Source organism: Gilliamella sp. Nev6-6 (genome assembly GCF_001690605.1).
GTDB classification, from domain to species: domain Bacteria; phylum Pseudomonadota; class Gammaproteobacteria; order Enterobacterales; family Orbaceae; genus Gilliamella; species Gilliamella apicola_C.
The window spans coordinates 1-21,530 of sequence record NZ_LZHP01000001.1; the positions used below are offsets into that span (position 1 = coordinate 1).

At 34.7% G+C, this 21,530-nt stretch carries 21 protein-coding genes and 1 pseudogene; 12 read left to right on the plus strand and 10 right to left on the minus strand.

Going from position 1 to position 21,530, the window contains the following annotated elements; genetic code table 11:
• A pseudogene (locus tag A9G42_RS00005) lies at positions 1 to 1,197 on the plus strand (IS256 family transposase); the annotation flags it as partial.
• Between the two features lie 52 nt (positions 1,198 to 1,249).
• On the opposite strand, the gene A9G42_RS00010 reads toward A9G42_RS00005, so the two are convergent.
• Both A9G42_RS00010 and A9G42_RS00015 read right to left on the minus strand, forming a co-directional pair.
• A complete protein-coding gene (locus tag A9G42_RS00010; protein ID WP_065572375.1) occupies positions 1,250 to 1,657 on the minus strand; it encodes a hypothetical protein in 408 nt (135 codons plus the stop codon).
• Positions 1,658 to 1,679: 22 nt separating this feature from the next.
• The gene (locus tag A9G42_RS00015; protein ID WP_141672016.1) at positions 1,680 to 2,087 is read right to left on the minus strand and encodes a hypothetical protein; all 408 of its coding nucleotides are present in this window, start codon (positions 2,085 to 2,087) and stop codon (positions 1,680 to 1,682) included.
• A 159-nt stretch (positions 2,088 to 2,246) separates the two neighbouring features.
• Between A9G42_RS00015 and proS the strand changes: the two genes are divergently transcribed.
• On the plus strand, positions 2,247 to 3,968 hold the full coding sequence (proS, locus tag A9G42_RS00020) for a proline--tRNA ligase (RefSeq protein ID WP_065652279.1): 1,722 nt from the start codon (positions 2,247 to 2,249) through the stop codon (positions 3,966 to 3,968).
• 293 nt (positions 3,969 to 4,261) lie between these two features.
• Positions 4,262 to 5,713 (plus strand): beta-barrel assembly-enhancing protease, encoded by a 1,452-nt coding sequence (locus A9G42_RS00025; protein ID WP_065652280.1) that lies wholly within the window; start codon positions 4,262 to 4,264, stop codon positions 5,711 to 5,713.
• Between the two features lie 74 nt (positions 5,714 to 5,787).
• On the opposite strand, the gene A9G42_RS00030 is transcribed toward A9G42_RS00025, so the two are convergent.
• Both A9G42_RS00030 and rluC read right to left on the minus strand, forming a co-directional pair.
• Positions 5,788 to 6,444, minus strand: a complete 657-nt coding sequence (locus A9G42_RS00030) for a histidine phosphatase family protein (RefSeq protein WP_065566529.1) — start codon at positions 6,442 to 6,444, stop codon at positions 5,788 to 5,790.
• 23 nt (positions 6,445 to 6,467) lie between these two features.
• A complete protein-coding gene (gene rluC / locus A9G42_RS00035) occupies positions 6,468 to 7,451 on the minus strand; it encodes a 23S rRNA pseudouridine(955/2504/2580) synthase RluC (protein WP_065652281.1) in 984 nt (327 codons plus the stop codon).
• Positions 7,452 to 7,598: 147 nt separating this feature from the next.
• Between rluC and dsbB the strand changes: the two genes are divergently transcribed.
• The 4 genes from dsbB to rapZ all read left to right on the plus strand — a co-directional run bounded on the left by dsbB (position 7,599) and on the right by rapZ (position 10,488).
• Positions 7,599 to 8,132 carry a disulfide bond formation protein DsbB gene (gene dsbB, locus A9G42_RS00040; RefSeq protein WP_065652282.1) on the plus strand — a complete coding sequence of 178 codons (534 nt, stop codon included), beginning with the start codon at positions 7,599 to 7,601 and terminating at the stop codon, positions 8,130 to 8,132.
• 79 nt (positions 8,133 to 8,211) lie between these two features.
• Complete coding sequence (gene rluA, locus A9G42_RS00045) at positions 8,212 to 8,868, plus strand: bifunctional tRNA pseudouridine(32) synthase/23S rRNA pseudouridine(746) synthase RluA (RefSeq protein ID WP_065652283.1); 657 nt, start codon at positions 8,212 to 8,214, stop codon at positions 8,866 to 8,868.
• Positions 8,869 to 8,951: 83 nt separating this feature from the next.
• Positions 8,952 to 9,548: an XTP/dITP diphosphatase gene (locus A9G42_RS00050; RefSeq protein ID WP_065581879.1), complete on the plus strand. Its 597-nt coding sequence runs from the start codon at positions 8,952 to 8,954 to the stop codon at positions 9,546 to 9,548.
• A gap of 88 nt (positions 9,549 to 9,636) precedes the next feature.
• On the plus strand, positions 9,637 to 10,488 hold the full coding sequence (gene rapZ, locus A9G42_RS00055) for an RNase adapter RapZ (RefSeq protein ID WP_065652284.1): 852 nt from the start codon (positions 9,637 to 9,639) through the stop codon (positions 10,486 to 10,488).
• Here rapZ and A9G42_RS00060 read toward each other — a convergent pair whose 3' ends face one another.
• From A9G42_RS00060 to A9G42_RS00080, 4 genes are all read right to left on the minus strand, one after another.
• Complete coding sequence (locus A9G42_RS00060) at positions 10,489 to 11,340, minus strand: divergent polysaccharide deacetylase family protein (RefSeq protein ID WP_179854574.1); 852 nt, start codon at positions 11,338 to 11,340, stop codon at positions 10,489 to 10,491. It lies immediately after the preceding gene.
• The gene (gene envC, locus A9G42_RS00065) at positions 11,340 to 12,548 is read right to left on the minus strand and encodes a murein hydrolase activator EnvC (protein WP_065588354.1); all 1,209 of its coding nucleotides are present in this window, start codon (positions 12,546 to 12,548) and stop codon (positions 11,340 to 11,342) included. Before envC ends, A9G42_RS00060 begins: the two co-directional genes overlap by 1 nt.
• Before the next feature lie 706 nt (positions 12,549 to 13,254).
• Entirely contained in the window at positions 13,255 to 14,319 is a 1,065-nt protein-coding gene (mltC, locus tag A9G42_RS00075) for a membrane-bound lytic murein transglycosylase MltC (RefSeq protein ID WP_065581883.1), read from the minus strand.
• An 8-nt stretch (positions 14,320 to 14,327) separates the two neighbouring features.
• The gene (locus A9G42_RS00080) at positions 14,328 to 14,597 is read right to left on the minus strand and encodes an oxidative damage protection protein (RefSeq protein WP_065588356.1); all 270 of its coding nucleotides are present in this window, start codon (positions 14,595 to 14,597) and stop codon (positions 14,328 to 14,330) included.
• A gap of 213 nt (positions 14,598 to 14,810) precedes the next feature.
• On the opposite strand from A9G42_RS00080, the gene A9G42_RS00085 reads away from it, so the two are divergent.
• The 3 genes from A9G42_RS00085 (at position 14,811) to A9G42_RS00095 (ending at position 17,700) form a co-directional block, all read left to right on the plus strand.
• Entirely contained in the window at positions 14,811 to 16,022 is a 1,212-nt protein-coding gene (locus A9G42_RS00085; RefSeq protein ID WP_065652286.1) for an aspartate aminotransferase family protein, read from the plus strand.
• 75 nt (positions 16,023 to 16,097) lie between these two features.
• Positions 16,098 to 16,700, plus strand: a complete 603-nt coding sequence (gene yihA / locus A9G42_RS00090; RefSeq protein ID WP_141671989.1) for a ribosome biogenesis GTP-binding protein YihA/YsxC — start codon at positions 16,098 to 16,100, stop codon at positions 16,698 to 16,700.
• A 13-nt stretch (positions 16,701 to 16,713) separates the two neighbouring features.
• On the plus strand, positions 16,714 to 17,700 hold the full coding sequence (locus A9G42_RS00095) for a serine/threonine protein kinase (RefSeq protein ID WP_065652309.1): 987 nt from the start codon (positions 16,714 to 16,716) through the stop codon (positions 17,698 to 17,700).
• A 67-nt stretch (positions 17,701 to 17,767) separates the two neighbouring features.
• Here A9G42_RS00095 and A9G42_RS00100 read toward each other — a convergent pair whose 3' ends face one another.
• Positions 17,768 to 18,064 carry a GIY-YIG nuclease family protein gene (locus A9G42_RS00100; RefSeq protein ID WP_065652287.1) on the minus strand — a complete coding sequence of 99 codons (297 nt, stop codon included), beginning with the start codon at positions 18,062 to 18,064 and terminating at the stop codon, positions 17,768 to 17,770.
• A 185-nt stretch (positions 18,065 to 18,249) separates the two neighbouring features.
• On the opposite strand from A9G42_RS00100, the gene A9G42_RS00105 reads away from it, so the two are divergent.
• Entirely contained in the window at positions 18,250 to 18,954 is a 705-nt protein-coding gene (locus A9G42_RS00105; RefSeq protein WP_179854575.1) for a lipopolysaccharide core heptose(II) kinase RfaY, read from the plus strand.
• A gap of 158 nt (positions 18,955 to 19,112) precedes the next feature.
• Positions 19,113 to 19,697, plus strand: coding sequence for a hypothetical protein (locus A9G42_RS00110; RefSeq protein ID WP_065642190.1), 585 nt, complete (start codon positions 19,113 to 19,115; stop codon positions 19,695 to 19,697).
• Between the two features lie 1,229 nt (positions 19,698 to 20,926).
• Here A9G42_RS00110 and yfbR read toward each other — a convergent pair.
• Positions 20,927 to 21,514, minus strand: a complete 588-nt coding sequence (yfbR, locus tag A9G42_RS00120) for a 5'-deoxynucleotidase (RefSeq protein ID WP_065579759.1) — start codon at positions 21,512 to 21,514, stop codon at positions 20,927 to 20,929.
• Positions 21,515 to 21,530: the final 16 nt, after the last annotated feature.

Below are 21,530 nucleotides of genomic sequence, written 5' to 3' on the forward strand. Positions count from 1 at the left end.
AAGAATTTGATTTTGAAAAAGCATTAAAATTATTACAAAATGGTCAACCGCTAACGGGTAAAGATGGTATTTTAACGCCATTAATCAAGCAGCTAACAGAAGCGGCGTTATCGGCGGAATTAGATTCTCATTTAGCCAACGACATTACCCCTAATCGGCGTAATGGTAAGAGTTCAAAGACAATAAAAAGCTCATCAGGCAGTTTCGAACTTGATGCACCAAGAGATAGAAACGGTTCATTTGAACCTCAACTCATCAAAAAAAATCAGACAACATTAAACGATGAAATTGAACAAAAAATTCTCAGTATGTATGCGCTGGGGATGAGTTATAAAGATATCAGCCAGCATATTGAAGAGATTTATGCTTTTCGTCTTTCTCCTGCAACTTTAACCGCCATTACAGATAAAATCATTCCTGAGCTCAGATTATGGCAACAACGACCGCTAGAATCGCTTTATCCGTTTGTTTGGATGGATGCAATTCATTATAAAGTAAAAGAAGATGGGGTTTATCACAGCAAGGCTGTTTATACTGTACTTGCACTTAATTTAGCCGGAAAAAAGGAAGTATTAGGCTTGTATTTATCTGAAAACGAAGGGGCTCATTTTTGGTTATCGGTGTTGACCGATTTACAAAACCGAGGATTAAATGACATTTTAATTGCTTGTGTCGATGGATTAGTTGGCTTTCCTGAAGCGATTAATACTATTTACCCACAAACAGAGGTTCAACTTTGTGTTATTCATCAAATCCGCCATTCAATTAAGTATGTTGCCTCTAAACATCACAAAGCATTTATGAGCGATTTGAAACTTGTTTACAAGGCGGTCTCTCGTGAAGCAGCAATTGATGCATTAGATGAACTTGAGAAAAAAATGGGGCGATAAGTATCCAATCGTCATCCAATCATGGCGTCGTAAATGGGATAATTTATCAGCTTATTTCCGCTATCCTGAGCCTATTCGTAAGGTGATTTATACCACCAATGCTATTGAGTCAATTCATCGACAATTTCGTAAATTAACAAAGACAAAAAGCGGATTTCCTAATGAAAATAGCCTACTTAAGCTGCTGTATTTAGGGTTGCAAAATGCGGAGAAAAAATGGACAATGCCAATCCAAAATTGGAATTTAGCATTGTCACAATTGATGATATTTTTTCCTAATCGTCTTGATAAGGTAATCTCTTTGTGAATTAAGCTGACACAGAATTATGAACAGTCTCTCAAATTGGCACAATGACCGATTAATCTAAAACAGAGTCATAATAACAGGTTATTCCTGTCTCTAAATGCTCAATTTCTAACTCACCACCTGTTAAAATTCCACCGTCAGAAAAATAACTTGGCTTTTTTTTGAGGGTTGCTTTGCCAAAGAGTTTATCATTGTCATAAAAATACCCTTCTTTACTAATTTTATAAGAATCATCTGGTTCTATCAATCCTGTGCCACAAGGACAATTGATAGAATCTACCCAATCACCATCTTTAGTTTTACACCCGTCTCCTCGCCAGCCAAAATCTAAAATTTCATCATAACTTAAATCCATTAAATGATATTTGGTTATTTTCACAGGATAATAGAGTATAGCAAAGACTAATAGCAGATAAATAATATGCGATATTTTTAATTTTTTTAGTTTCATTATTTTCATAACCACTTACTTTCTTATTAAATTATTCGTATGAATAAAAAGTACATGTTATACCTGTTTCTAGATCCTTTACATACAGCTCACCTCCTGTAAATCGCTCAAAAGAAATATAATCAGGTTTTTTCTTCAAATAAATTTTTTTCATCATATCACGGCCAACAATATAGCCATTACCTTCTTTTTGGATATACATGTCATTGTTTTTATATGGGCTTATTTGATTGCAAATAGAACAATCTTTACTGTAATCATACTCACCACTATCTGATTCACCAGAGTAATAGCACATGTCATCATAAATCCACATATATTCCATTATTTTGTCATAACTAAAATCAACTAAATAATAGGTAATCAATTTAATTGGTTGGTATAGTACCAAAATTACAAAAACGGTGGTAACGAAGTGCGATAAATTTAATTTCTTCATATTGATTTTATTGTATTGTTTATATTGGCTAATTTATTATAAATGTTTTTGACTATCAATAATTGCCAATAAAATTACTTTAGTGTTATGCAAGGTACTGCTAAACTAGCTTACATTTTTATTATATTTAATACATCAATTATTTTTTAGGATAAATGTATGCGAACCAGTAAATATCTTCTATCTACATTAAAAGAAACACCAGCCGATGCAGAAGTCATTAGCCATCAATTAATGTTACGTGCCGGTATGATCCGTAAAGTTGCCGCAGGGTTATATACTTGGCTTCCCACTGGTTACCGTGTGCTTAAAAAAGTAGAAAATATTGTCCGTGAAGAGATGAATAAAGCTGGCGCAATAGAAGTATTAATGCCAGTTGTACAGCCTGCTGATATTTGGCAAGAAAGCGGTCGTTGGGAACAATATGGACCTGAGCTATTACGAATCAAAGATCGTGGCGACCGTCACTTTGTATTAGGTCCAACTCATGAAGAAGTGATTACTGATTTACTGCGTAATGAAGTTAGCTCATATAAACAATTACCTCTTAATGTGTATCAAATTCAAACTAAATTCCGTGACGAAGTGCGTCCTCGTTTTGGGGTGATGCGTTCGCGTGAATTTATTATGAAAGATGCTTATTCTTTCCATACTTCACAAGAATCATTACAAGAAACTTATGATGATATGTATAAAGCCTATAGCGCTATTTTTACACGCGCAGGCTTAAACTTTAGAGCAGTACGTGCTGACACTGGCTCAATTGGTGGTAATTGGTCTCATGAATTCCAAGTGCTAGCGGATAGTGGGGAAGATGATATTGTTTTCTCAACGGAGTCAGATTATGCCGCTAATATTGAAATGGCGCAAGCTTTAGCACCAACACAACAACGTGCAGAGCCAACTAAAGCGATGGAACTGGTTGATACTCCCAATGCAAAAACGATTGATGAATTAGTTCAGCAGTTTAATTTGCCAATTGAAAAAACGGTAAAAACCCTAATGGTAAAAGCAACTAAAGAAAGCGGTCATCAGTTAGTGGCATTATTAGTTCGAGGCGATCATACTTTAAACGAAATCAAAGCGGAAAAAATTGATATCGTTGCTTCACCCCTTGAATTTGCAACCGAAGAAGAAATTCGTGCTTTAGTTAACGCCGGTCCTGGTTCATTAGGTCCAATTAATTTAAACATGCCAATTATTATCGATCGTGATGTTGCTGTTATGAGCGATTTTGGCGCAGGCGCTAATATTGATCACAAACACTATTTTAACATTAATTGGGAGCGTGATGTTTCCCTACCACGTATTGAAGATATTCGTAATGTGGTTGAAGGCGATATGAGTCCTGATGGCAAAGGTACATTACAAATCAAACGTGGCATTGAAGTTGGGCATATATTCCAACTTGGCACAAAATATTCACAAGCCATGAAAGCGACAGTGCAAGGCGAAGATGGGCAAAACCATGTGATGATTATGGGATGCTATGGTATTGGGGTTAGTCGTATTGTAGCGGCAGCTATTGAACAATGCCATGATGATCGAGGTATTATTTGGCCAGAAGCTATTGCGCCATTTAGTGTTGTGATCATTCCAATGAATATGCACAAATCAGAAAAAGTGCAAGCGACAGCCGAAAAACTTTACGCAGATCTGCAAGCAGCTGGCATTGAAGTGCTTTTTGATGATCGTAAAGAACGTCCTGGTGTCATGTTTGCTGATGCTGAATTGATCGGTATACCTCATACCATTGTCATTGGTGAGCGTAATCTTGATAATGGCGAAGTGGAATATAAACACCGTGCTGGTGGCGATAAAGAAATGGTAAAAGTTGATAATATTATTGAATTTATCAAAACTCGTTGCAAGCTAGCTTAACATTAAGATAACTTGCTAACTAGTTATAAAACATAATAAAATTGGGGATCATTACCCTCAATACAACAGTAATTAGCTTATTACTGTTGTATTGTTATTATTTAGCTGCCATAAAGCCAATACTAATTAACAACTAGCGTAACGTGATTTTTTGCAAAACTACTTTTAATTTTCAAAAATAAACATCCACAAATACTTAACAAAGAAAATGTTGAGTATAAATTCAAAGTGATATTGTTCTTTTTTTCGGCTAAAATAAATCAATAAAAATCTTACATCAATGGGTTGAAATAATGTTAAAAAAAGCCATCGCATTTGCACTATCTACCTCGTTATTATTACAAAGCTCGTCCATTGTTTATGCTGATAATATTAACCTACCCGATATAGGTACCGCTGCTGCTACAACATTAAGTATTGGCCAAGAAATGGAAATGGGCGATTATTATATACGAATGTTGCGAGCCGATGCTCCAATTATAAACGACCCTGTTTTAAGCCAATATATTAATGATTTAGGTAAAAAATTAGTTGCTAAATCAGAATCAGTAAAAACGCCTTTCCATTTTTATATTATGAAAAGTGATGTGCTAAATGCATTTGCCTTTTTTGGGGGAAATGTTGTTATTCACTCACGATTAATATTAGATACTGATAATGAAAGTCAACTAGCGTCAGTAATGGCTCATGAAATTGGTCATGTCACCCAACGGCATTTAGCCAGAGCGATGGAAAATCAAAGTCGAAATAGTCCTTATGTTTGGGGGGCAACGTTAGGCTCTTTATTGCTAACATTAGCGAATCCGGAAGCTGGCATGGCCGCGATGACAAGCACCATGGCAGGCTCAACTCAAAATATGATTAGTTTTACACAAAGCAATGAGCAAGAAGCTGATCGTGTCGGTTTAAGAACGCTTGCCAAAGCAGGGTTTGATCCTTATGCTTCATCGGAGTTTTTACAAAAGCTGGCTGATCAAAGCCGTTTTAGTAGTAAAGCGCCTGAAATATTACTTACTCACCCATTACCCAATAGTCGGTTAACGGATATTCGCAATCGCTCAATGCAATACAGTAAAAAAAGTGTATCGCCATCATTAAATTATTATTTAGCAAAAGCACGATTAGCAATCTTAATAACTAAAAATAAAAATACTGCTAAACGATTACTTGAAGATTACAAAAAGATCAATAACGAACAAACTAAAACAGCTGTTATTTATGGTAACGCATTAGCTGACAACTTGAGTGGTAATAACCAAAAAGCAAAACAGCAGTTACAACCCTTATTAGACCGCGATCCAAATAATATTTGGTATATTGATTTAATGACTGATATTGATTTGGCGCTCAACAATAACGATGCAGCCATTACTCGCTTACAAGCCGCATTAAAAAAAGCCCCAGACAGCTCAGCTTTGCAATTGAATCTTGCTAATGCATATATAAAAAATAGAAATTACCAACAAGCCGTCACGTTATTGCATCGTTACACTTTTGACCATAATGATGATACCAATGGTTGGGATTTACTTGTTACAGCTTATGGTGGATCACGTTCAAGGGCTCAAGAAATGAGTGCTAAAGCAGAGTTACTTGCATTAGAAGGTCAATTCCAACAATCAATACAATTACTACAAAATGCTAAAAATCAAACCAAAGGCAATCAAACAATGATTTCTAAAATCGATGCAAGAATTAATCAATTAAAACAGTTGCAAAAACGTTATGCTGTTTATAAACGATAACAAACTTTAATGATCATATCTCGACTAATTCTTGCAATAATATTAGTCGAGAAAATGATAAATCAGGTTATTTTTTAAGACAAATGATCTACATTATTGAAGAATTTTACCGTAAATGCCCCTTCAGGATGCTCATGGCTTTGTTTATAATTAACCAAGCTAATGCTAGTATTTAGCATTCGAGGAAAATAATTTTCATCACGATGTAAACGCCAATCGCCACCATTTAACACACAAAGTAAAATTCGTAATACTGTCCCATGTGACACAACCAAAATATTACCCGTATCTTGAGTCGCGCTTTGAACAATGGTGTTTAATCCTTGCTTCATACGCGTTAGTATATCAAGATAATTTTCACCTTGATTAACTGAAGCGTCGAAATTAGCTGGATCAGTTAAATAAGTCGTAAATTCAGGAAACGTCTTTTTCAACAGAGGGACATGTTTACCTTCCCAAATGCCAAAATCCATTTCACGCAGATCGGCAAGCTCAAAAGTGGGAATAGTAAGATTATTTTCTTTAACAATATAATCGCGTGTTTCCATCGCACGTTGTTGTGTACTTGAGTACGCTTGCATAAAAGGAATATCTTTTAAATATTGCCCTGTTATTTTAGCACCCAAAATGCCTTGTTCGGTTAACGGTGAATTTTGAGATCCTTGCATCTGATCTTTAATATTCCATTCCGTTTGGCCATGTCTAATTAAGTATAAATTAATATCTTTCATTCGCACTTACTACCTTGTTTATTTTAAGAATCGGTTCGCTTATATTTATCTTTTCTAAGATAGGCTAAACAAGCCTGTAAAGTATCATCCATCGGTGCATTTAATTGCATCTCTTGTAAGCTTTTAGGATGAATAAATTTAACACTTGCTGCATGTAAAAATAATCGATTAAGCTTTGTTCCTGCTAACAATGCATCAAATTGTCTATCGCCATAGCGATCATCAAAAGCAATTGGATGGTTGGCATATTGTGTATGAATGCGGATTTGATGTGTTCGCCCAGTAACGGGGCTTGCTTTTATTAAAGTTGCAAAATCAAACCGCTCTTCAACTTTAAAACGTGTTTCTGATGGCTTACCGTCTTTATCGACTTTCACGACTCGCTCACCGCTTTTTAACACATTTTTGAGCAATGGCGCTTGTATGACTTTGCAGTCAGAAGACCAGTTACCTTTAACCAAAGCTAAATAGTTTTTCTGCATTTGTTTAAGGCGTAATTGTTCGTGTAAGGATTTTAATGCGGAGCGTTTTTTAGCAATTAATAGTACCCCTGAAGTTTCGCGATCAATGCGATGCACTAGTTCTAAAAACTTTGCTTCAGGTCTTAAAGCACGTAATGCTTCGATTACCCCAAAACTTAAACCACTGCCACCATGTACGGCAATACCGGATGGTTTGTTAATCGCCAATAAGACATCATCTTCATAGATAATCGCTTTTTCTAAATCGGCGACTTTATTTAGCTTGGTTGAAATTTCTGGCATGGCTTTTTCTGTCATTCGAACAGGTGGGATTCGAATTTCATCGCCAATATTTAATTTATATTCAGGTTTGATCCGTTTTTTATTAACACGCACTTCACCTTTTCTTAAAATGCGATAAATCATACTTTTTGGCACACCTTTTAAATAGGTGATTAAAAAATTATCAATACGCTGTGTCGCATTTTCTTCTGAAATAGTAACAAATGAGACTTGTAATTTTGTTTGTGGAACTGTTGAGTCCATAGAAAATGATTAATCCGCTATCAATAAATAAAGTCGTTTACATTATAAAAAAATAAACTACACTATCGTAATTAAAAAATAAGATAGATTATATTCAGTATAATTAAAGAAGAAAGATTATAACGGAATATGGAGGAATAAAATAGTATGTTATTACTGCTTAATCAATACTCAAAAGGTAGATTTGCTTGGTTCTTATTGTTCTTTTCCACACTTGCTTTTGAAATAATCGCGCTTTATTTTCAACATAGCTTAGGGCTTGCTCCTTGTACGCTTTGCATTTACCAACGTTGTGCTATTTTAGGCATTATGCTAGCTAGCATTGTTGGGCTCATTGCTCCTCGTAACATTATTGTTCGATTAATCGGTATTTTAATTTGGATGATTAGCGCTTATAAAGGCTTTTTGCTAGCAACATTTCATGCCCATTTACAATTTGAACCTAATTTAAGTGATACTTGTTCGATTAACGCTCAATTCCCTTCGTGGTTCCCCTTAGACTCGTTGCTTCCTAGTATGTTTAAAGCTTATGGCTCTTGTGCCGATAAAATTTGGACATTTTTAACTATCGAAATGTCACAATGGATGATTATTATTTTTGCTTGTTACCTGATTTTTGGTTTAGCTGTATTAATTTCACAGATATTCACATCGCCAAAAGGTTCAATCTGGAATAAGTAACTTTATTTATAAAACTGGCACTTTTTGTTGAGTTTGTTAGAATGTGTGGCAATTTTATTTTACGAATTGTCACATATAAATGCTTTTAGAATATCACCCGCCTATCGAACCTTGGCTGTCCATTTTACATCAAGATGACCATATTGTGGTTGTCAATAAACAACCTGGTATTTTGTCAGTTTCAGGCAGTAAACCACAATTTATTGATAGCATTATTCATCGTTTGCAACAAAAATATAGCTATGTCGAATCCGTTCACCGGCTTGATATGGCAACCAGCGGTATCATGGTTGCTGCACTGTCAAAATTAGCTGATCGCGAAATAAAAAAACAGTTTCGAGAACGTATCCCTAAAAAAATTTATATCGCGGTCGTACATGGGCATCTTGAGCAAGATATTGGCCGTGTTGAGTTACCATTAATTTGTGATTGGCCTAATCGCCCAAGACAAATGGTTGATTTAGAAAATGGCAAACCTGCGCTAACTGAATATCAAGTGATATCCAGAAATCCAGACAACACAACTCGCATAAAATTATTCCCATTTACAGGCAGGTCGCACCAATTACGTGTTCACATGCAAGCCATCGGCCATCCCATTTTAGGTGATAAATTCTATGCTCATCCTGATGCTTTTGCGATGTCAAAAAGGCTGCTATTACACGCTCAATTGTTGACGATTAATCACCCTAAAACAGGTGAAAGTATGACATTTAGTTGCGAACCTGATTTTTAAAAATTCAACATAAAATTAGCAAGTGTGGGCTACAACCAGCTCAAGCCAATAATGAATAAACAAGTAATATAAAGGAATTCAAAATGCAAAAAATTGTGTTAGCAACCAATAATCAAGGCAAGGTCAATGAATTGCAACGGTTACTCACTGATGCCGGTTTTGATATTGTTGCACAAAGCCAATTTAATGTACCTGATGCTAACGAAACAGGTTTAACATTTATTGAAAACGCTATTTTAAAAGCACGGCATACCGCTAAATTAACAGGACTGCCGTCCATTGCTGATGACTCTGGCTTATCGGTAGATGCTCTTGGCGGACAACCAGGAATTTATTCTGCGCGTTATGCTGGTGAACACGGTAATGATCAAAGCAATAATCAAAAATTATTGGATGCATTAAACAATGTTCCCAAAGAAAAACGTACTGCCTACTTTTATTGTGCACTGGTGTTTATGCGCCACGAAAATGATCCAACACCAATTATCTGCTTAGGAAAATGGCATGGTTTAATCTTAACTGAAGCACTAGGCGACGGTGGATTTGGTTACGACCCGCTTTTTTATATGCCTGAATTGGGTTGTACAGCGGCGCAACTAACCAAAGAACAGAAAAGCCAAATATCGCACCGAGGTCAAGCACTAAAACAATTGATTAGTAAAATTAAAACTGAATATTAATTATTCACTATATTATGTATACTCGAAATTGCATATTAATAAGTAAACAGTATATACTTAATGCATCAATGATATCGGAGTTAATATTGTGATTTTACTGATAGTAAGTGGTCGCTCTGGTTCTGGCAAATCCGTTGCCTTGCGAGCGCTAGAAGATATGGGATTTTATTGTGTTGATAATATCCCCGTTGTTTTATTACCTCAATTAGCCAATTCACTAAAAGACAATAATACCCCTGTTGCTGTTAGCATTGATATCCGAAATTTACCTGAACAATTTGATTTTAATAGTGATATCTTTCAACGCTTAGCCGCATCAGTTATACCCGAAATTATTTTTTTTGATTGTAGCCCAAATACCTTAATTCGACGTTATAGCGAAACTCGACGTACGCACCCATTAACTAATCAACAATATTCTCTTGAAGAAGCCATCGATTTAGAAGAAAAATATCTAGAGCCGTTAAAATCGCATGCAAGCCTAGTTATTAATACCGATAATCTTTCGGTTCATGAACTATCTGATATACTAAGATCGCGTATTTTAGGTAAAAAAGAACGAGAATTAACGATCATTTTTGAATCATTTGGCTTCAAACATGGTTTACCTGTTGATGCGGATTTTGTGTTTGATGTTAGGTTTTTACCTAACCCTCATTGGGAAGTTAGTTTGCGTCCACTAACAGGATTAGACAAACCTGTTAAAGACTATTTATTAAGGTATGAAGAAGTCTCAAATTTCATCTATCAAACCGCTAATTACTTAAATCAATGGCTACCGCTGTTAGAAAAAAATAACCGCAGTTATCTAACCATTGCTATTGGCTGTACAGGAGGGCAACACCGTTCGGTCTTTATTGTTGAACAATTAGCTGAATTTTTTAAGGCACAAAATAAACAAGTACAAATTCGCCATCGAACGTTAGAAAAGAAACCATGATTATTCATTCTCAGTAGCAAGGGTTGATAATTCTTCAAATCGTTCTTTGCATTTATCAATAATATTTTGGCATTTATCCGCAATATTTTTCAGTATTCTTTGGTATTTAGCTGGATAATTCGTTGCATTAGGTGATGATGTAACTAATTTACCAACTTTAACTAATTCAATATCCGCAGGTAACTTAGCAAGTTTTGCTTTTAATACATTAATCGTTTGTGGATGTGGATGTCCAATAACAATAGCAACGCCTTTTTTACGCGCTAATTTGACGGCTAAATCAAATTGCCGGCTAATTGCTCGCTCAGTTTGCTCATCATCTAAAAATACATCACGCGCTAGCACTGGAACATCATAATAACTGGCAGCCTTTTTTATTTGTGTTCGGCCAATTGTTTTGCTATCTAAAAAAAACATTGAATGCGGGCTTAATGCCTTCATCACATTAGTCATTCCGTTAAGATCTGCTGTCATCAAACTGCCCATATGGTTATTAAAACCAATAGCATGTGGCACACGCTCAATTGCATTATTTACAATCCGACTTATTTGCGCTTCGTCCATTGATGGAAATAAAGTGTCTTTTTCTAGTCGCTGTTTACTAAGTGGTGCCATAGGTAAATGAATTATTACATCATTACCATGTTGGTGAGCAATATTAGCCATACGCGCAGCATTTGGTGAGTTAGGTAACACAGCTACAGTGATATTAGGTGAAAGCCTAATAACTTGCTCTTCATTATGCTGACGATAACCAAAATCATCAATAACAAGTGCAAGCTTAGCCGCCCAAACACAATGTGTATTTAGCGCAAAGACAATTATAATAAAAATAGTTATAAAACAACGCACTATTTTAACCATCCACTTGGATCAAGCGCCTTACCATCACGGCGAATTTCAAAATATAACGCTGGGGTGCGTTGACCGCCACTGGATCCTACCAGCGCTATAGCTTGCCCATGGAGGATCCTATCGCCCACCTCAACTAACATGCGTTGATTATAACCATATAAACTCATATCACCTTTACCATGCTCAAGTGCTACAACAAAACCATAACCTTGTAGCCAACTGGCTAAAATAACTCGACCATCAGCAATGGCTTTAACTTGAGTACCATCTTTAGCATTAATCACCATTCCTTTCCAATACAATTCCCCTTGTAGCCGCTCACCAAACCTATGCGCAACACTACCGCTAACTGGCCAATTAAATTGGTGTTGAGGTTTTCCTATACCACTCACACGCGCCATTAAAGCTTGCTCGTCAGGATTCGGGATGTAACTTTTATTTTTTTGTTTTTCTTCAATATTTTTTGCTTGTTTTATTTCTTCTTCTGCTATGCGCTTGCTTTCTTGCTTTGCTTGGGCAATTTTAGCTTGTAACTTAGCTTCATTATTACGCAAATCCATTAATTTTTGTTGATTAACTTGCATCGCTGAATCAAGATCGGTTATCGTGCTTTGTCGATTTTCGCGATTTTTTTCAAGTTCTGCTTGTTGCTCTTTCTGCTTGCTTTGTAATGTTTTATGCGAAGATTGTTTTTTTTCTAATTGCGCACGCTTTTCAGTCAATTTAGCTTGCGTATCTTCAAGAGCTTGGATTTGCTGTTGCCTTGCTTCATTAATATAAGCATAGTAAGTCATTATACGATTATTACGCTCACTTTTCTCGCCAGAAAAAATCAGTTCTAACCCTGTCATATTACCTAGTTTAAAAGCACTCTCAAGTTGTTTGGCTAATACGCTCCGTTGCTGTTTTTGTTTTATCGTTAATTGCTCAATTTGCTTAACTAAACTATTAATCTCTTGATTGAGCTTTCTCAGTGATAAATCATTTTTTTCAACAGAAGTTAATAGTTTAGCTATTTCGGTTTCTTGCTCTTTCAGTGCATTAACAAGCTTTGACCGTTCTTTTTTTTGCTGGGCTAAACGCTTTTCTTGCTCCTCGATAGAGTGGCGTAAAGATTGCAGTTGCTTATTATCGTCCGCATACAAATAATGAATTTGTAACATTCCAACAATAACAATAATAACAAATTTTTGATAAATAGACATGAAATTGTCTTTATGATTTATAACCAAGCAATAAAAATGGTGTCACTATACCGATAAATAGACAAAGATGCAAAACGAAAACAACCTATCAAATTATTATCTTTTTTATATGAAGTGTTTATCGGTGATTAACCGTATTGCAACCTTAGTTATTTTAAAAATAAGCGTAATTGCTTAAAAATAGCTAAAAAGTCATTGATTTTATTTGAGTTTTTGTTTTGTTTTTTATGAAAATTAACTGTTTTACGTCATTTTTTAACTATTTTTTGCTGTTTTGGAATAGTTTTTTTGCAATAGTTTTGTTTGGGGGGGCTGCCGTTTGCAAATAAAATTAACGATTGATGATAACGTTCGAGTAGGAGAGGGCGAAATTTAACGGTTGCGTATGGTTGTAGAATATAGCTTATGGCTATCCGGCTCTGTTGCTGAGTTTTAAGACAACGGCACTGAATTGTTTCTGAAAAAACTGCATCTTGTTCAGTCGATAGCACATTCTAACGCCGAATAAGGCGTAGCGTTAGCCTTTGGGGTAAAAGTATTGATTTTTATAGAAATAAAAAAACCAATAAAATCAATTATTTTTCTGAAGTTTTTTTAAGATTTAAAATGCCTTGTTTTGAGGGCATTTTAGTATTTTTAGAACTAAGCCCCCTCTTTATTGTTTACGTATAAATTGTTTGCGTGTAAAGAGGGAATGCTATTGTGTTTATTTGTTTTCTAAAATCCTACTGACCTTGATCAGATAATTACGTGATTCTTGAGAAACATGAGAGGTGACTAATTTTTGATAAACTTGTTGTGGTGTCATTGAGTTTATAATACGGATAGCTTTGTTGCGATCTTTATCAAAAGTAGACAATACACTACCAGCCCCACCGTTATAGGATGTAATCATGGCATATCGCAATGATGTTGGGTTATTAATTCCTGCTAGATATTTGGTTTTTAGCAAGGATAAATAGGCCGTTCCCATGTCAACGTTATTACGAGGATCGAGTAAGAATTTTCGACTTGGCTCTCCTGATTTGCCACGTAATTTAAAAATATCACGACCAGCGGTATGTTGTTGTACTTGCATGAGTCCTAGTGCATCAGTGCGGCTAACAGCATATGGGTTAAATGCTGATTCAACTTCCATAATTGCTAGAATCAAACGTTCATCAATCAAATGGCGATTAGACGCTTCAGAGACAAGTGGTAAAAATTTTCGTGCTCGTTGATTGATGTGGTTAGGAACCAGTTTAATTTCAACATAAGTAATTTGATGTGAGCCTGATTTGCGCTGTTTCAAATTATTCGCTAATACATAATCAGCAAAGCTGTTGGCTCTACCACTCCAACGGATAGGTTGGTGCTCTTGATCTAATACCTGATTGTATAAAAATGGATCTTGGGATAAATCTCGGCTAATTTTATCACGACGAATAATATCGACGGGCTCTGACATCAGTAATGTTGAAACTATCGCTTCTTTCAAATTACTTATTGGTGAATCAGACAGCGTTTCGATTGTGATCACCCCCGAAACAAAGTTAATATGAACACGTGTTTGCAGATTATCTTCATATTGAACATAGTCTTTAGGACCTGCAATAAGGACTTCTTTTGGCCCCCAGATTTGTTCAATGTTATTGGCATACTGGCTAATTAAAATATTGAAAGCATTAGTATCTTTAGCGTAATAATCGTTATTATTCGATTTTTTGCTCGGGCAACCAGTTAAAAGGCTTGTGATAATAAATAACGCAATGATTTTTTTGTTTTTTTTCATTTTGCATCTCAATTTTGGGGTTTATATCCATCAATCAGAATCTCTCTACCTTCAAATAGAAACTTGACCATTTCTGCTTCAATTTTTTTTCGGTGTTCAGAATTCATCATATTGAGTTTATGTTCGTTAATTAGCATAGTTTGTTTTTTAAGCCATTCTTGCCATGCTTGTTTGGATATTTCATTAAAAATACGTTTGCCAAGCTCTCCTGGGTATAGTTGGAAATCTAAACCTTCTGCTTTCTTTTTTAAATAATGGCAATAAATAACACGACTCATTTTTATCTCTTTTAAGTACAATTAGCAAACGATGGCTGATTATACCTGAAAATAATTGTAGATAAGAAGAAAATAATTGTAGAAGTTTTAAATTAAAATCGTCATTAAATGAATATTAATATAAAATAAATGAATAATTATTTACTTTACACCGCGATTAATTCACTTAAAATGACATAAACTACTTTAATAACAATAAATGAGGATTCAATCATGCAGCCAAAAATCACCCGTGAACTATTCGATAAAGTTATTTTACCTGTTTATGCACCAGCAAATTTTATCCCTGTAAAAGGTTTCGGTAGTCGCGTTTGGGATCAGCATGGTGCAGAATATATTGATTTTGCGGGGGGGATAGCTGTAAATGCGCTGGGGCATTGTCATCCAAGACTAGTCAAAGCGCTACAAGCGCAAAGTGAAAAACTATGGCATGTGAGTAATGTTTTTACTAATGAGCCCTCGTTAAAGTTGGCGCAAAAACTGATTGATAACACATTTGCTGATCGTGTTTTTTTTGCAAATTCAGGCGCAGAAGCTAATGAAGCGGCGTTTAAATTAGCGCGTTATTACGCAATACAAAAATACAATCCTTATAAAACTAAGATTATTGCCTTTTATCAATCATTTCATGGACGTACATTTTTTACTGTGTCGGTTGGCGGGCAAGCTAAATATTCTGATGGCTTTGGTCCAAAACCTGCTGATATTATTCATGTGCCTTTTAATGATTTGGATGCTGTTAAGGCTGTAATGGATGACCATACTTGTGCTGTTGTTTTAGAGCCCGTACAAGGTGAAGGCGGTTTAGCCTCAGCAACACCTGAATTTTTACAAGGGGTACGTAAGCTGTGTGATGAATATCAAGCGCTACTTGTATTTGATGAGGTCCAATGTGGCATGGGGAGAACAGGGCGTTTATATACTTACCAGCAATATGATGTAAAACCTGATATTTTAACCTCTGCTAAGGCATTAGGTGGTGGGTTCCCAATTAGTGCTATGTTAACAACGAATGAAATTGCTTCTGTTATGCATCCTGGCGTACATGGCACAACTTATGGCGGTAACCCTTTGGCCTGCGCTGTGGCCTGTGAAGCATTTGATATTATCAATTCTCCTGAAGTACTTGAAGGCGTGCAAATTCGACGAGCTTTATTTATTAAAGAACTTGAGCTAATCAATGATAAATTCAAATTGTTCCGAGAATATCGAGGTAAAGGCTTATTATTAGGTGTTGAGTTACAACCTGAATTTCATAATAAAGCCCGTGATTTGTTAAATGTTGCGGCCGAGTTTAAAGTGATGATTTTAAATGCAGGCTCAAATGTGTTACGTTTTACCCCATCGCTGATTATATCCGAAGATGAGATAAAAGAAGGGATGGCACGTTTGACAAAAGCAGTCGAAAAAGTTGTCAATGCTTGAGTTTTTCTATACAGTAACGGCATTTTAATCAATTAAGTGCCGTTGTGCGCTTAAAGGTATTTTTTTATGACAACAATTCGACCATTAAATTACGCAAAAACTCATTTTATTTTAAGCGCGCCTGATATTTCTCATTTACCAAGTGATAGTGGTGTTGAGGTGGCATTTGCTGGCAGATCTAATGCGGGTAAATCCAGTGCACTCAACACATTAACCAATCAAAAAACGCTAGCCAGAACAAGTAAAACACCGGGAAGAACTCAGTTAATTAATCTTTTTGAGGTTGAAGAAAATTGCCGTTTAGTTGATTTGCCAGGTTATGGTTATGCACAAGTTCCCGAAGCCATAAAACGTAAATGGCAAAAATCTTTAGGGGAATATCTACAAAAACGTGAAAGCCTGAAAGGGTTAGTTGTTCTAATGGATATAAGGCATCCGTTAAAAGATTTAGACCAACAGATGATTCAATGGGCGGTTTCAGTTAATATTTCTGTCATGTTATTACTTACTAAGGCCGATAAACTTGCTTCTGGAGCACAAAAAAAACAAGTTAACATGGTTAAAGAAGCCATTTTGCCTTTTCAAGGGGATATTATCGTTGCGCCGTTTTCCTCGCCTAAGCGCATGGGATTAGAGCCTTTAAAACAAAAATTAGATGAATGGTTTAGCCAACAGTAAAGGTAACAATTTAATGGATAATACCCCTTTTTCATATTACTCGTTATCGCCTGATCTAATTGTTGATAGTTTGGAGTCTATCGGGATTCGTCTTGATTCAGGCCTTACCGCCTTAAATAGTTATGAAAATCGAGTTTATCAATTTCATGATGAAGATCACACCCGTTATGTTGTTAAATTTTATCGGCCTCATCGCTGGAATCGAGCTCAGATTCTTGAAGAACATCAGTTTACCCAGCAGTTATTCGATGCGGAAATTCCTGTTATTACGCCATTAACATTTAATAATACGACGCTACATGAATACCACGGTTACCTGTTTTCCCTATTTCCAAGCATGGGTGGGCGGCAATATGAAATGGATAATATTGAACAGATGGAGTCTGTTGCTATGTTACTCGGGCGTATTCATCAAATAGGCGCAAAACAATCTTTTTCATACCGCCCAACTATCGGAGTAGAGGAATATCTTTATCATCCACAAGAGGTTTTGTTATCTTGTCGTTTTATTCCCAATAAAGTTCAATCCGATCTTAAAATAATCTTAGCGCAATTAATTAAAGCTGTTGAACAATATTGGCACAATGATTGGCAACCTATTCGTTTACATGCTGATTGCCATGCTGGCAATATTTTATGGCGTAATAATGCGATGTTTGTTGATTTTGATGATTCACGCAATGGGCCTGCAATCCAAGATCTGTGGATGTTACTACATGGTGATCATAAACAGCAACGTCTGCAATTAGATATGCTAATTGAAATGTATCAAGAGTTTTATCCTTTTGATAACCATCAATTAAAACTTATTGAGCCTTTGAGAGCAATGAGAATGATTCACCATTTAGCATGGGTTATAGCGCGTTGGCAAGATCCTGCTTTCCCAATAGCCTTTCCATGGTTCACTGATGATGATTTTTGGCACCAACAATTAACTGAATTTAAAAAGCAAATTACTTCTATCAAATCACCACCACTACAATTAGCGTCAATGATATAAGGCTAAAAAATCAAATAAAATAATTGGTTGATATTATGAATAACTTAAGTCACTACAATCTATTACCTTATAGTGAAAGGGATTGCAATAACTGTTCAAAATTAGGTTGCTGCAAAATCAACCACTCTTTTTTTTGTTTAGAAAGCTGTTTTATTCGATACTCAATTTTTAGCGCTGTGGATTTATCACCTACGCTAATTTGATAAACAATGCTAAAATCTTGATGCGCTTTTAAATATTTAGAACCTTTGCCATTTTTATGTTGCTCAAAACGCCTTGTAATATCTGTCGTAATGCCAGTATAAAGTGATTGTTTTGCTGTTCTAATAATGTATAAAAACCATTGGGAAGCGTTATTAGCCATAGATGTCAGCAATATAAATAAACAATTTCACCATAATATCATTTTTTATTAAGTAACAAATATGTATTATTCTAAATCGTTGTTATTAATCTATGTCGCTGAGTCCCCATTACTGTTCCATTTACTTTAACGCGGATAATGTTTAAGATAAGCTAAATTTTTTGATGTATTTTGGGATAATAAATTTGAATAACTTTGCAAAAATTATTGAGGTTCAACGCGGCAATTTAAAATTTGCTTACGTGCAAAATGACGAAATCAATTATTTAGAGCTTTTTGACCAATTTTTGGCAGAAGAAGGACATCATGAGTTATTGGATCCAAGCGATAAAATTGAACGATATACTTATCTAATCAATCATAAGCAAGACAAATTTATTTTTAAAATTGATGGTGGCGTTGAGCATCGTTTAGAGCGTCGTTTGATAGCCAAAATTACAGGTGATTTTTATTTCAATTTAATTCGTAAACTCGCCAAAATATCGCTTGATAAATGTGATATTGCTTATGAACTTTATTTGGTTGCTTTCGACCAAAAAACAAAGCGTCATTATATGATTTTCAATTTTATTGAGGGACGATCTTTAAAATGGGAAGAAATGAAAGAGTATGGCGAACAAATAAAAAACTGTATAGAAAAACTGCACAGTTATAATCTGGTCTCTAATGATGTGCATGGTGGCAATTTTATCTTAACACCTGATGGAAAAATCAAAGCCATTGATTTAACTAACTCAGGTTTTATTTGGTTAACTAAAGCCAATGACGCAATTGAATTAAAAGAACGGTTTAATATCATAATTAAGGTGCCTTTTTGGGCTATGACGATTAAAAAGTTTACTCATGGTTTTAAACGATTATCCCGTAAAATCCGTGGTAAAGAAGATTAATCATCTAATCATTGTGAGCAATTTTGTCACTTATAAAGATACTTAATCAATAACCTTTTCTTCAGCCTTAATTAAATTTGTATTCACTATTGATAAATACTAGTAAATTAGGATGCAAAAAGCTAGAATTGATGAGCTTATTCAAAAAAGGATGGGATATGAAAAAGTTAATTGGTTATTTGGCTGTTTTAACTATTCTAACAAGTTGCACATCGCAAAAAATGTTGTCAATTTATCAGACTAGCGGTGTTGAAATTGCTCAAAATTCGTCAGGCGCTGATATATTAAATAAGTACAATACATCACGACCAATTACCGCCCTCCACTCCTCTTTATCTTTATGTATTGCGCAAGAACTTGATAATGGTCCAGTGGTATTAGCAAGTGAAAACTATTCTGGATCACTTTGGTGGCCTTATTACAATGTGCCGAGCCAGCAAGCAATCACAGTTAGCGGAGGTGACACAATTAAATTAGTTGAAGGTAATCATGTCGTGGCTAATGCTGTAACTGACTATCTTTACCATACTAAATATTTTATCAGTTATATCCTAACGGCAACTCGTCATCAAAATAACATCCATTATCTATTTAGCAATATTAAACAAGCTCACCAATATACAGGTTCAGTTGTAAATGATGGATTTGAAAATGTGAAAACGCTTGAAAGTGCTCACCCGAATCTGGTTATTGATGCACTTAATAAAGAGGCTGATAAAATTCAAGAATGTTTATTGCGCTAATAATACGTTATTTTTAATTGCTATTTTTAAAAAGTTTTAGGTAAATATGCGTTTAAGTCTATTTTAGCGTTCTACTGTTTAAAACTATTAACTTCAATCTTAATCCTACTTAATTACTCAACAACTCCAAAGCAGAAAAAGCTATGTATACTTATATTATTAGTGCTAGATGCGCGATTATCCAAATAAAATGAATAGTCTATTAGTATTTATCAGAATTTTTAAAGGATCTTTGGATGCAAAAGCTAAAAATATCACTTTAAAAATATAAGCAAGTATTGTGACTGCTCATAAAGTATCGGTAAAATATATATTATTCAATGCTTTTGAGCCAAATATTGCTAAATTAGTAACTGAAAGCATAAATAACGCAGTAAAATAAGCAAATTATTTAGTCTGTTAAATTGCATTAGTAATAATCTGTCAATTAACTAATGTTATTAGCAGATTTTGTAATGAATATCAATTCAAACCATTGTGGTGGAAAGAGATATTGAATTTCAATGAAATACCTTTTAATCAAGTAACACTTAAATTTAAGCTTATTAGCTTCTTTTGCTAGTTTTCACTTTATTTCTAGCTGATAAAATATTTATATGCGTTGTATTGTTAATATTTACAATGTTTGCGCTCTCGAGTTGAAAGCGCTACTAAATTTATCTCTTCACCAAATAAAATCGAAATCATTAATAACGGTGATAATCTTTTAGAAGAAAGCTCACAACGTATATTTCAAAAAAGTTATTTAGCGAAAGGAGATAATTGTAAGATTGGTTTTATAGTGTTAGCAAACATTGATGCGTTTAATGAGCATATTCAATTGTGCGATTCAACTAATTAAGAAAACCTATTGCAGCGTATCATTGCTCATGATAATTGTGTGGGTTTAATTTTACTTGATGTTTTTATTCTAAAACTTACAGGGTTAGAGTTATTAAAATATATTTGTATCAGTTATCTAAAAACAGATATCATTGTGGTAACTGTCGCCTGTAAAAATATTTACTTTTGGATGTCTACAGGTTGCTTTGAGTCGATATCAAAAACGTGTATATTTGTTATCTTCATCCAAAATATTTAATCACAATCAAATAGCAAGTGGGCTTATTATAACTTATAACTATTGTGAGAATCTATTTTTGACTACTATAAATGGAATGCTAAATATAAAGAACCATTTTAATTATAGAGCATGATCGAAATAAAAATACGCGGGTAAATAAGTTGTTTTACATCGTTATTTCGTCTAATGATAAGCTAAAGCTTGGCACAAAAACATCTAAAAAGTAGTCCATTTCAGGGCTATTACGTTCAGATAAAGTCTCTTTTAAACGTTGCTCTGCTAATTTAAATTCATTATTACCCGCACTTAATTCCTCAATTGTTTTCAGATAAGCACATAATGCGTCAGCTTGTTTTACAATGTTTTTTTCTGCTTCGCTATAAAAATCATCATCAATTAATGTCTTAAAATCATCTTGTAACTCTTCAGGAAGCATATTAAGAAGTTTGTGTTGTGCTATTTTCTCAATTTTTTTATATTCAACAGTAATTTGCGGATTATAATATTTTGTGGGCGTCGGTAAATCGCCAGTTATTACTTCTGAAACATCATGATACATTGCTAATAATGCGATGCGTTCAGGGTTTACATCGCCATTAAATTTCTTATTTTTAATTACAGCTAAAGCATGTGCAACAAAAGCAACTTGTAAGCTATGCTCTGATACATTTTCGGTTCTTACATTACGCATTAAAGGCCAACGGTTAATTAGTTTTAGGCGTGATAAATGGGCAAAAAAATGGCTATTTTTCATATTAGTATCTCTTTAA